Source organism: Flavobacterium sp. FG139 (assembly GCF_057809695.1).
In genome coordinates this window covers 1-12,064 of sequence record NZ_JBMDKL010000015.1, presented here as the reverse complement: position 1 = coordinate 12,064, position 12,064 = coordinate 1, and the positions used below count along the sequence as shown (strand labels likewise).

Genomic DNA, 12,064 nt, shown 5'->3' with positions numbered 1-12,064 from the left:
TCTTTGCCCCACTATGAAGTGGATTACGTTTTGGTTTCTTTTTAGTTTTGGTTTTCACATTAGTGCATTTGCGCAAAATATTACTGTAGACGACACCTATTCGGCACAACAATTGGTTCAAAATGTATTGGTTAACAGTCCGTGTGCCAATGTATCAAATTTCAGTATCAGTGGTGGTGCCTTTGCCACTGGCGAACACAGCTTCGGTTACTTTAACTCAGGAAGTAGTGGGTTTCCATTAACCGATGGAGTCGTGTTAAGTACCTGTAGAGCCAATTATACTCCAGGTCCAAATTCATTTGTTCTGAGTGACAGCGCTCCAAATTGGTTAGGGGATTCTGATTTGGCGCAAGCCTTAAACATTTCAAATATTTCTAATGCTACGGTTTTAGAATTTGATTTTGTCCCATTAACAAGTACCTTCAGCTTTGATTATTTATTTGCCTCAGAAGAATATCACGGTACGGCATCCTGCAACTATTCTGACGGATTTGCTTTCTTACTAAAAGTAGCTGGAAGTTCGAATCCGTATCAAAATTTAGCTCTAATTCCAAATACTTCAATTCCTGTTAAAGTAACAACCGTGCATCCTAATATTCCGGGCGGTTGTGGACCTCAAAATGAAGCCTATTTTGGAAGTTTTAATGGGACTAATTCGCCAACAAATTTTAATGGTCAAACGGTAGTTATGACTGCTCGAGGCAACGTAATTCCAGGAACAACCTACCACATTAAATTGGTTATTGCTGACGAAGCCAATCCACAATATGATTCAGCTATTTTTTTGGGTGGAAACAGTTTCAATATTGGTGTCGATCTTGGTCCCGACAAATTAATCGCTACTGGAAATCCAATTTGCCAAGGCGAAACTACCGTTTTGGACGGCACCATTTCTGGAACCAATACTTATCAATGGTTTAAAGACGGAATAGCGTTATTGGGAGAAACCAATCCAACGTATACGGTTTCAAGTGCTGGAACCTACAAAGTTGAAGTGACTTTAGGTGGTTCTGTATGTACAACTAACGGAGAAATTGTCATAGAATACAGTCCGTTACCAACACTAAACAATGCTACCCTAGTGCAATGTGACGATAACAACGATGGAATTTCAACCTTCGATTTAACCAAAGTATACAACATTATTACTGGTGGAAATACGCAATTAAGTGCGGTAACTTTTTATGAAAATCTTGCCGATGCACAAGCACAAACAAATCCAATAGCAAATCCAACTGCGTATCAAAATACTACTACTAATCAAGTAATAGCCTGGATTTCAAACGGATTTGGCTGTGGGAATTATGCTACTGTTACTTTAGTTATTTCCAACAATACCATCAGTAATCAAACCTATTCGAGTTGCGATTTAGTTGCACCACAAGATGGGTATACGTCTTTCAATTTAAACGCCATCACTCCACAAATTCTCTTGGGTTTACCATCGGGTTTAATTGTTGCATATTATGCTACAGCACAAGATGCTGTTTTACAAATTAATCCGTTGCCAAATAATTTTACAAATACGACTGCCAATCAACAAATTATTTACGCACGAGTGATAAACGGTTCCGATTGTTATGGTATTGTTCCCATCATACTACTAATTAATACGTTTAATCCAAATGGATTTTCGGATGAAACGCTTTATTTGTGCAGTGGAAATCCAATTACTTTGAGTGTCGCGCCTAACTTCTCCAGTTATTTGTGGTCCAATGGAGCTACCGCAAACACAATAGTTGCAACCTCTACTGGAACCTACTCTGTAACCGTTACCAACACCAATGGTTGTAGTATCACAAAAACATTTACAGTACTTGCCTCTGAAATAGCAATTTTAGAATCGATAATTGTAAATGATTTATCAAATGAAGCCAATACTATTCAAATCAACGTAAATGGTATAGGCACTTACGAATACGCTATAGATGGATTTAATTACCAAGATCAGAATACATTTTCGAATGTAATGCCAGGCCAATATACCGTTTTTGTGAAAGATAAAAATGGTTGTGGACTCCTTACTGCCAATACTATTGTATTAAATTATCCAAAATATTTCACTCCAAACAATGACGGAATTAATGATGCTTGGGAAATTAAAAATTTATCTTATTTTCCTAATTCACAAGTAACTATATTTGACCGTTTTGGAAAACTAATCTATCGTTTTAATGAAAATCAAAAAGGTTGGGATGGCACTCTAAATCAAGTCCAACTTCCTGCAACCGACTATTGGTTTGTAATTGAATTTGCTAGTGAAAGAAATGTTAAAGGACATTTTTCATTGAAAAGATAATTCAAAAATTGCTACTTTTAACAAATGAAAAATAAACTACTTCCTTTAATACTAACTATATTATTTTCAATGACTTGTGTTGCGCAATTCAGCAAAACGCATTACATACCACCTTTATCAAATTCTGATGCTCAAGAACCTCAAGGTCAATACCTATACATATCATGTCCGAGTGTAACCCCTATCAATTTTCAAATTCAGGAAATTGGCGGCGGTGTTATTAATGGAGTAGTTAGCCGAGACAATCCTTATGTTTATAATGTTGGAACTGGATTTGACACCCAATTATTAGTCTCAAGTAGTGATGTAAATACCGTTAAAAACAATAAGGGATACATTGTTCAAGCGCAAGATTTAATTTATGTAAATGTTCGATTGACTTCTACACCTCTAAATTATCAAGGTGGTGGATTAGTTTCTAAAGGAAGTGCTGCACTAGGAACCGTATTTAGAATTGGTGCATTTACCAATACTTCAGTTCCAGCAACCAACAACAATCACTACACCTTTGCTTCTATTTTAGCTACTGAAAACAATACGACTATTTCCTTTGGTGATATTAAAACTGGTGTCCAATTGATTAACAATGCTGCTGCAGGAAACACACCTTCCAACATTACCTTAAATGCCGGAGAAAGCTTTGTAATAGCTGTTGAAGGACCTAATAATGCCAATAGAGATGGGTTGATTGGTGCTTCGATAATTTCTGATAAACCAATTGCTGTGAATTGCGGATCATTTGCAGGAAGCAATGGAGATACCTCCAATTTAGATTTGGGAATGGATCAAATTGTTTCAGCAGAAAGAACCGGTATGGAATACATTTTCATAAAAGGCTCTGGTCTTGATGTAACCGAACGTCCATTGTTAGTGGCTAACGACAACAATACCGAAATTTATTTAAATGGAAGTACGACTCCATACGCTATTCTAAATTCTGGAGATTATCTTGCTTTGGGTGGTGCCGATTTCTCGGCAAATGGAAATTTATATGTTCAAAGTTCTAAAAATGTATTTGCTTATCAAGGAATTGGAGGCTCTAACAGTCAGGCGAATCAAAATATGCATTTTGTACCACCTTTAAGTTGTCAAACTCCAAAATCAATTAATAATATTCCTTTAATCAATGAAGTTGGAAATCTCAACAACTTTGCAGGAACTGTTTGTATTGTAACGAAAACCGGAGCTACGTTAAGTTTTATCATTAACGGAACTAATTATACTTTTGCAACATTACCCAATAATTTAACCGTTACGGGTCCATTAAGCGTTGTAGGAACACCTAACTATGTAACGTATACCATACAAGGTTTAACTGGTAATATCTCTGTTTTTTCTACAGAACAAGTGTATCTTTCGTATTACGGTTCGAGTGGTGCTGCGACTTATGGTGGATTTTATTCTGGTTTTACTTTCAAGCCCGAAATTGTGTTTCAGCCCGTAGTTGCTACACTTTCCAATTGTATTCCAAACATTATTTTAGATGTAAATACCATCAGTAATTTTGATGTATACCAGTGGTACTTTAATGGAAATCCGATTGCTGGAGCAACTTCAAATACCTACACTCCTACTCAACCAGGTTATTATAAAATAAAAGCATCATTAACCGCTTGTGGAATTGACTTTTTTTCAGATGAAATTCCTGTAAGTTCTTGTGCTACTGATACCGATAACGATGGTGTAAACGATAATATCGATTTAGATCTTGATAACGACGGACTAACTAATTGTACCGAATCCTATGGCGATCAAAATATTTCATTAGCCAATACGGCAGCTGGAACAGTAAGTGTGATTCCATCCTATTCTAATGCTTTCACTGGTGTTGTAACCACATCAATTATAGCCAGTACTACTCCTTTTACAGGAAACTCAAGTGGAAGTTTTGTGACTGATATTCCTGCTGGGAAAACCAATTGGGTCAAATATGCTATGTCATTTGCGCAACCTTTATCCTTAAAAATGGAATATGTTAGTACGGCAAATTCGACCGATTTAGTAGATTCCAATGGAGAATTTATCATTAACTCGCCAACCAATAAAACGATAACGGTTTTAAATCCGAACAATCAATTATTAATTGACACCAATTATGATGGAATTTATGAAACTGGAATCACACAATATTCTTCTTTTGAAATTCGATTTCGTTTAAACAGCACAACCCCATTAGCGGCTGGAACTGGTACGTTTAAATTTTTAACTAACAATTCAGACACTCTAATTTTCACCCATAAAAACCTATCTGATAATGTTCCAGACAGAGCAACTTTTAAAATATCAGCCACTTGTATTGCTAAAGATTCTGATTTAGATGGTGTTCCCGATCAAGTTGATTTTGATAGCGACAATGATGGGATTACAGATGCAATCGAAGTTCAAGGAATTAGTTTTACAGCACTAACCAACACCGACACCAATCAAGATGGAATTGACAATACTTTTGGAAATGGTATTACCGCTGTAGATTCTGATAATGATGGTGTCCCAGATTATTTAGATTTAGATTCTGATAATGACGGAATATACGATTTGAACGAATCCGGTTCGGGTGCACCAGATGCGAATTTAAATGGCGTTATAGATGGTAGTGGATTTGGTGCCAATGGATTATCCAATGCCTTAGAAACAAGTCCTGATAGTGGTATTTTAAATTATACCATCGCCAATACTGATGGTGACACAGCCAATAATTATCTGGATTTAGAAAGTGATGGTGATGGCTGTAATGATGTTATAGAAGCTGGCTTTGCCGATAGTAATAATGATGGATTATTGGGAACCAATGCGCCTCCAACAGTAAACCCAAAAGGAATTGTAACTAGCGGAACTGGATATTCAACTCCAAATAGCAATTACATAACAGCCGCTCCAATAACAATTTCTGCTCAACCAGCAAACACTTCAACTTGTGAATTGCAAAGTGCTACTTTTACACTAACTTCAAATGCGGTTAATAGTTACCAATGGCAGGTTTCTACCAACAATGGCGTTACTTGGGCAAACATAACTAATAATACAACCTATGCTGGAGCCACATCTATCACTTTAACGGTATCTAACGTTACTCCTTCTATGAGTGGCTACCAATACCGAGTGTTTCTAAACAAAAATGGAAACTCTTGTGGATTGTATTCAACAGCTGGAATTTTAACTACTTATGCACTTCCTGTGGTTACCAGTCCAATTACGTTAAAACAATGCGATAACGATACCGACGGAATTTCGAATTTTAATCTCACTGAAAAAAATAATTTCATTTCGACAAATTTTGCTACTGAAACCTTTACGTATTTCACTACTTTTACTGGAGCTGACACAAATGATATTTCTGTAAAAATAAATAATCCAACATCGTATACCAGCGGAAATGGTTCGGTTTGGACAAGGGTTGAGAATGCTAATGGCTGCTATCGAATAGCACAGATAAACTTAATTGTGACGGTTACCCAAATTAATTCGGCAACTTTTCACAGAAACTTTACACTTTGTGACGATAGTGTTGCTGGAATTTCGACCGATACCGACGGTACTTCTGTCTTTGATTTTAGCAGTGTTACGAATGATATTTTGACCATTCTTCCTATTCCAAGTTCAAATTACACTATTACCTATTACGCAAATCAGGCAGATGCATTATCCGAATTAAATCCCATAACAAATACCTCTAATTATCGAAATGTGACTCTCAATCAACAAGATATTTATGTACGTATTGACAGTAATTTAGACAATTCTTGTTTTGGATTAGGGCCCTTTATTACACTAACTGCTGAAGCATTGCCAGTAGCCAATCTGGTAAATGCCACAAATACTATAAGACATTGCGATGACGATCAAGATGGAAGTTATTTATTTGACAATACAACCCTTGAAGCAACCATTTTAAACGGACAAACTAATAAAACAATAACCTATTATGACAATCTTGGAAATCCGATAACGGTAGTTCCTTTTTTTAACGTCACCACTTCACAAACTATTACGGTTCGCGTAACCAATAATACTACTCAAGCCTCTAATGGTCCTTGTTATGATGAAGAAACTATTACTTTTATAGTTGATAAGTTGCCACAAATTTTCTCTACAGCTTCATTATCATTAACCGAATGTGATAACGAAACCGATCCTGCTTTACAAGACGGAATCTATCCGTTTAACGGCGCACTTATTGAATCTACTATTCTTGGCACACAAACGGGTATGGATATTACCTTCACTTTGCAAAATGGAACCGTTTTAAATCATTTACCAAATACGTTCAATTCGGCTACTCAAAATGTATTGGTTACTGTTACAAATCCTTTAAATACAAGTTGTCCTGTAACTGCAACGTTAAACTTTGTAGTAAATCCATTGCCCAATATCGATTTAAATCAAAATGGTTGGGCCAATGAGTTGGTTTGTACCAATCTCCCAACATTTACTGTTACCATTAATGCAGGTGTTTTAAGCGGAACGCCAACGAGTAGTTACACCTATCAATGGTATCTCAATGGTGCTATTATTCCGGGTGCTACCAGTTACTCTTTAACTGTAAATACCGGAGGAACCTATACTGTAGATGTCACTACGGCATCTGGATGTATGGAAACCCGAACGATAGAGGTCACCACTTCTGTAATAGCTACGATAGATGCAATAAATATTGTTGATTTAAGTGATATTAATACTGTTGAAGTTATTGTTTCTGGAAACGGCAATTATGTTTATAGTATTCAAGATCCTTATGGTCCTTATCAGACTTCAAATTTCTTTACCAACATTCCGATGGGAATCCATACTGTATATGTTAAAGATTTGAATGGTTGTGGCATCTCCGAACAAACTATTTCGGTATTGGGTGTCCCTCAATATTTCACTCCAAATGGAGATGGATTTAATGACACTTGGAACATAAAAGGCGTAAGCGACCAATTTCATGCGAATTCCATCATTAGAATTTACGATAGATTTGGAAAACTAATCAAGCAAATTTCACCTTTAGGGCAAGGTTGGGATGGTACCTACAATGGACAATTAGCACCTGCTGATGATTATTGGTATAACATCAATTTAGATGATGGCAGAACAGCAAAAGGACATTTTAGCTTGAAACGATAAATAACATTGAATCCAAATAAAAAACCATCTACTTTCATAGATGGTTTTTTATTATTGAGTTCGATTCGAATTAGATTTTGAATCGCTTTCTATCATTTTCATTCAAGTAAATTTTACGCAAACGTAACGATTTAGGCGTTACTTCTACATACTCGTCTTTTTGAATGTATTCCAACGCCTCTTCTAATGAAAATTTAATAGCCGGAATAATTCTAGCTTTATCATCAGCACCAGAAGAACGAACGTTAGATAATTTTTTAGTTTTTGTAACGTTCACAGTCATATCATCGCTACGTGTGTTTTCACCAATTACTTGACCTTCGTAAATATCTTCATTTGGATCAACAAAAAATCTTCCTCTGTCTTGCAATTTATCAATAGAGTAAGGAATAGCTTTTCCATTTTCCATAGAAATTAACGAACCGTTATTTCTTCCTGGAATTTCTCCTTTAAATGGTTCATAACCAATAAAACGATGTGCCATTATGGCTTCACCTGCTGTAGCTGTAAGCAATTGATTTCTCAAACCAATGATTCCTCGAGATGGAATATTGAATTTAACAATCATACGTTCTCCTTTACCTTCCATCGACAACATTTCACCTTTACGAACAGAAACGAATTCTACAGCTCTACCAGAAAGATTTTCAGGTAAATCAATAGTCAACTCTTCAATTGGCTCACATTTTACGCCATCCACTTCTTTAATAATAACTTGTGGCTGACCAATTTGCAATTCGTATCCTTCTCTTCTCATGGTTTCAATAAGAACCGATAAGTGAAGTACTCCACGACCAAAAACCATGAATTTATCAGCAGAATCGGTATCACCAACTCTAAGCGCTAAATTTTTCTCTAATTCTTTAGCCAAACGGTCTTTAATGTGACGTGAGGTAACAAATTTTCCTTCTTTACCAAAGAAAGGAGAATCGTTAATTGTGAACAACATACTCATGGTTGGCTCATCAATTGCAATGGTTTGCAACGCTTCTGGGTTTTCGAAATCAGCAATAGTATCACCAATTTCAAAACCTTCTACACCTACAATAGCACAAATATCTCCAGCAATTACTTCTTGCACTTTTTTACGGCCTAAACCTTCAAAAGTGTGTAATTCTTTAATTCTTGATTTGATAACTTTTCCATCTCTTTTTACCAAAGAAATTGGCATTCCTTCTTTTAAAATACCTCTTTCCAATCTACCAATGGCAATACGACCAGTGAATGAAGAGAAATCTAATGATGTAATTAACATTTGAGGCGTACCTTCAGAAACTTTTGGCGCAGGAACATTAGCCACGACCATATCTAAAAGTGGTTCGATATTGTCTGTTAAGTTTTCCCAGTGATCCGACATCCAGTTGTTTTTAGCAGAGCCATAAACTGTTGGAAAATCAAGTTGCCATTCTTCAGCACCTAATTCAAACATCAAGTCGAATACTTTTTCGTGCACTTCCTCAGGAGTACAGTTTTCTTTATCCACTTTATTGATAACCACACAAGGCTTCAACCCTAAATCGATTGCTTTTTGAAGCACAAAACGAGTTTGAGGCATTGGTCCTTCAAAAGCATCTACCAAAAGACAAACACCGTCTGCCATATTCAATACACGCTCCACTTCACCACCAAAATCGGCGTGACCAGGAGTGTCAATAATATTAATTTTAGTTCCTTTGTAAACAACTGATACGTTTTTAGAAGTAATAGTAATACCTCTTTCACGTTCTAAATCGTTGTTATCAAGAATTAAATCACCAGTATTTTCGTTTTCGCGAAAAAGTTGGCAATGGTACATGATTTTGTCAACTAAAGTAGTTTTACCGTGGTCAACGTGGGCAATAATCGCAATGTTTCTAATAGATTCCATCTCATTTTTTTAAGAGGTGCAAAGGTACACTTTATTTTGATAAAAAAAACCTAAGTGATAATACTTTACACTTTAATAACCTATATGAGACAGAACATGTAAAAATTCATTATTTTTCTTCCAAAAAAGACTCTATTACTATTTTTTTTTTATTTTTGAGTAATGAAAAATAAATTTTACAATATAATCATTGCTTATTTTATCATCTCTCTTTTATTGGCTTTAACAAGCCACTATTATATTGTAAATAATGTTGCCTCAGAAGACTATAGTCTATACTATTTTTCATTGCTATTATTTTTTGTTTTAATATCTCCTATTTTCATAATCTATATCCTAAATCTTAACAATAAGAAAAATAAAGATAGTTTAGAAAGTTTAGAAAAAACAAACGACGAACTATACAAATCTAATGAGAGGTATGATATAGTAGCCAAAGCAACGAGTGATACCATTTGGGATTGGGACATTAAAACGGGTGGTTTTATATGGAATAAAGGAATTCAAGGAGTTTTTGGTTATAAAAAAGAAGAAATCGGAACTGATTTACAGTGGTGGTTTGAAAAAATTCATCCCGAAGACAGCCTCAAGATGTCGGTAAAACTATATTCATTTATTGAACAAAAAACCGAAAAATGGCAAGATTATTACCGCTTTATGTGTGCTGATGGATCGTATCGCTACGTTTTTGACCGAGGTTTTTTGGTTATGGATGAAAACAGAAATGTGATTCGTATGATTGGAGCCATTCAAGACATTACCAAACAGAAAGAAGAAGAACAACGATTAAAATTATTAGAAACTGTAATTACACAAACTAAAGATAGTGTTATCATCACTGAATCTACCGATGTAGAAAATGAGATGCCAAAAATAGTGTTTGTCAACCCAGCTTTTACTAAGATGACTGGATACAAACCTAAAGAGGTTATTGGAAAATCTGCTTTGGTATTTATGAATAAATTCAGTGTCAGAAAAGAAATAAAAAAACTTGCTGAAGCCCTTAAAAAGAAGGAAGAATTTATTTTTGAAGCTCTAAATAAACGAAAAAATAAAGAAGAATATTGGGCCAATATATCGATGATACCCATCACCAATAAGGAAAATCATCATTCGCATTGGATTTCCATCCAAAGAGATATTTCTGTAGAAAAAGAACGCGAAACAGAACGCGAACATTTAATTAGCGAATTGACTCAAAACAATAAAGATTTAAAACAGTTCTCATACATCACCTCTCACAATCTAAGAGCACCGTTATCAAATTTAACAGGCCTACTAAATTTAGTAGAAGATATTCCTATTGAGAACGAAGAATTAAATGAAATTATAAAAGGATTTTCTAAATCTACAGCACAATTAAACGAAACAATTAACGACCTTGTTAATGTAATTATCATAAAAGATAGTCCTTCAATACAAAAAGAAGATATTGTCATTAGAGATGTTTTTGAAAATGTTTTCAATCAATTGAGTTTTTTAATCAGTCTCAAAAAGCCGATTATAAAAATGGATTTACACGAAACACAAGTTATCAATCTTAACAAGGCCTACATTGAAAGTATTTTATTAAATTTGATGACGAATTCACTACGCTATCTAGAACCAAAAAGACAATTAAAAATTTGGATTAGCTCCAAAAAAACAGCTACTGAAACCCAATTGACCTTTAAAGATAATGGAATTGGAATTGACTTAGTTCGTAATGGCGATAAAATTTTTGGCTTGTACCAACGCTTTCACGACTATCCAGACAGTAAAGGATTAGGGTTATATTTAGTGAAGTCACAAGTGGAATCAATGGGAGGAAAAATTAATGTAGAAAGTCAGGTTGGTGTTGGTACGACTTTCACTATTACATTTAAAAACAATTAATGATGTACAATAAAATTTTATTTGTAGATGACGATCCTATTACTCTCATGTTATGTAAGAAAGTGATAGAGAGAGCTGAGTTTTCCAAAGAGATTGTAACTGCCAATAATGGAGAAGATGCCATCAAGTATTTTGATAATCTAAAATCTAAAATTAATTCAGACGACACGCTTACACTTCCTGAGTTAATGTTTTTAGACTTAAACATGCCCGTAATGGGTGGCTGGGAATTTCTGGATATTTTTTCAAAAGAAAATTATCACATGGTGTTCCCTAACTTAAAAGTAATTGTTCTTTCCTCTACGATAGACCCAAAAGATATTGAAAAATCGAAATCTTATAGTATGGTAATCGATTTTCTTTCTAAACCTATTACTAAAGAAATTTTGAAATCAATAATGAAGACATAAAAAAAGCTCCCGAAATCGGAAGCTTTTTTTTATTTATTAAAACAATTTACGAAATTATAATTTCGCAACGTGCTTAGTTAATTTAGATTTTAAATTAGAAGCCTTATTATCATGTATAATGTTTTTCTTAGCTAGTCTATCAATCATCGAGATTACTCCAGACAATTTTGATGCTGCATCTGATTTATCAGTAGCTAATCTTAATGCTTTTATCGCATTACGAGTAGTTTTGTGCTGATATCTGTTTAACACTCTCTTCTTTTCGTTACTTCTAATTCTTTTTAAAGCTGACTTATGATTTGCCATTTTGTTTTTTTTTAATTGTTATAAACTCCTAGTTAAAAAAGAAAAACCTCCCACAATTACTATAAATCACTTTGGTTTTAACTAATAAAACAATAATCGAGACACCAATTATTATTTTATAAAACTTATTTACAACTAATTCTTTTTTGTAGCCCGTAGGGGAATCGAACCCCTCTTACCAGGATGAAAACCTGGCGTCCT

At 34.7% G+C, this 12,064-nt stretch carries 6 protein-coding genes; 4 read left to right on the top strand and 2 right to left on the bottom strand.

What is annotated here, in order from left to right; genetic code table 11:
• The first annotated feature begins 13 nt into the window (after nt 1-13).
• Together ACODSI_RS12490 and ACODSI_RS12485 are read left to right on the top strand one after the other, a co-directional pair.
• Nucleotides 14-2,299, top strand: a complete 2,286-nt coding sequence (locus tag ACODSI_RS12490; RefSeq protein WP_488917194.1) for a choice-of-anchor L domain-containing protein — start codon at nt 14-16, stop codon at nt 2,297-2,299.
• Nucleotides 2,300-2,323: 24 nt separating this feature from the next.
• Nucleotides 2,324-7,405, top strand: a complete 5,082-nt coding sequence (locus ACODSI_RS12485) for a T9SS type B sorting domain-containing protein (RefSeq protein ID WP_488917193.1) — start codon at nt 2,324-2,326, stop codon at nt 7,403-7,405.
• Nucleotides 7,406-7,475: 70 nt separating this feature from the next.
• Here ACODSI_RS12485 and typA read toward each other — a convergent pair whose 3' ends face one another.
• Complete coding sequence (gene typA / locus ACODSI_RS12480; RefSeq protein ID WP_488917192.1) at nt 7,476-9,272, bottom strand: translational GTPase TypA; 1,797 nt, start codon at nt 9,270-9,272, stop codon at nt 7,476-7,478.
• A gap of 162 nt (nt 9,273-9,434) precedes the next feature.
• On the opposite strand from typA, the gene ACODSI_RS12475 reads away from it, so the two are divergent.
• Complete coding sequence (locus ACODSI_RS12475; protein WP_488917191.1) at nt 9,435-11,147, top strand: PAS domain-containing sensor histidine kinase; 1,713 nt, start codon at nt 9,435-9,437, stop codon at nt 11,145-11,147.
• Complete coding sequence (locus tag ACODSI_RS12470) at nt 11,147-11,557, top strand: response regulator (RefSeq protein ID WP_488917190.1); 411 nt, start codon at nt 11,147-11,149, stop codon at nt 11,555-11,557. Before ACODSI_RS12475 ends, ACODSI_RS12470 begins: the two co-directional genes overlap by 1 nt.
• Nucleotides 11,558-11,611: 54 nt before the next feature.
• On the opposite strand, the gene rpsT is transcribed toward ACODSI_RS12470, so the two are convergent.
• Nucleotides 11,612-11,863 (bottom strand): 30S ribosomal protein S20, encoded by a 252-nt coding sequence (rpsT, locus tag ACODSI_RS12465; RefSeq protein WP_488917189.1) that lies wholly within the window; start codon nt 11,861-11,863, stop codon nt 11,612-11,614.
• Between the last annotated feature and the right edge of the window lie 201 nt (nt 11,864-12,064).

Bases quoted from the DNA above. Each gene is read 5' to 3' on its own strand.
- ACODSI_RS12470 (WP_488917190.1), top strand. From the start codon at position 11,147: ATGATGTACAATAAAATTTTATTTGTAGATGACGATCCTATTACTCTC.
- rpsT (WP_488917189.1), bottom strand. From the start codon at position 11,863: ATGGCAAATCATAAGTCAGCTTTAAAAAGAATTAGAAGTAACGAAAAG.
- ACODSI_RS12475 (WP_488917191.1), top strand. From the start codon at position 9,435: ATGAAAAATAAATTTTACAATATAATCATTGCTTATTTTATCATCTCT.
- ACODSI_RS12485 (WP_488917193.1), top strand. From the start codon at position 2,324: ATGAAAAATAAACTACTTCCTTTAATACTAACTATATTATTTTCAATG.
- ACODSI_RS12490 (WP_488917194.1), top strand. From the start codon at position 14: ATGAAGTGGATTACGTTTTGGTTTCTTTTTAGTTTTGGTTTTCACATT.
- typA (WP_488917192.1), bottom strand. From the start codon at position 9,272: ATGGAATCTATTAGAAACATTGCGATTATTGCCCACGTTGACCACGGT.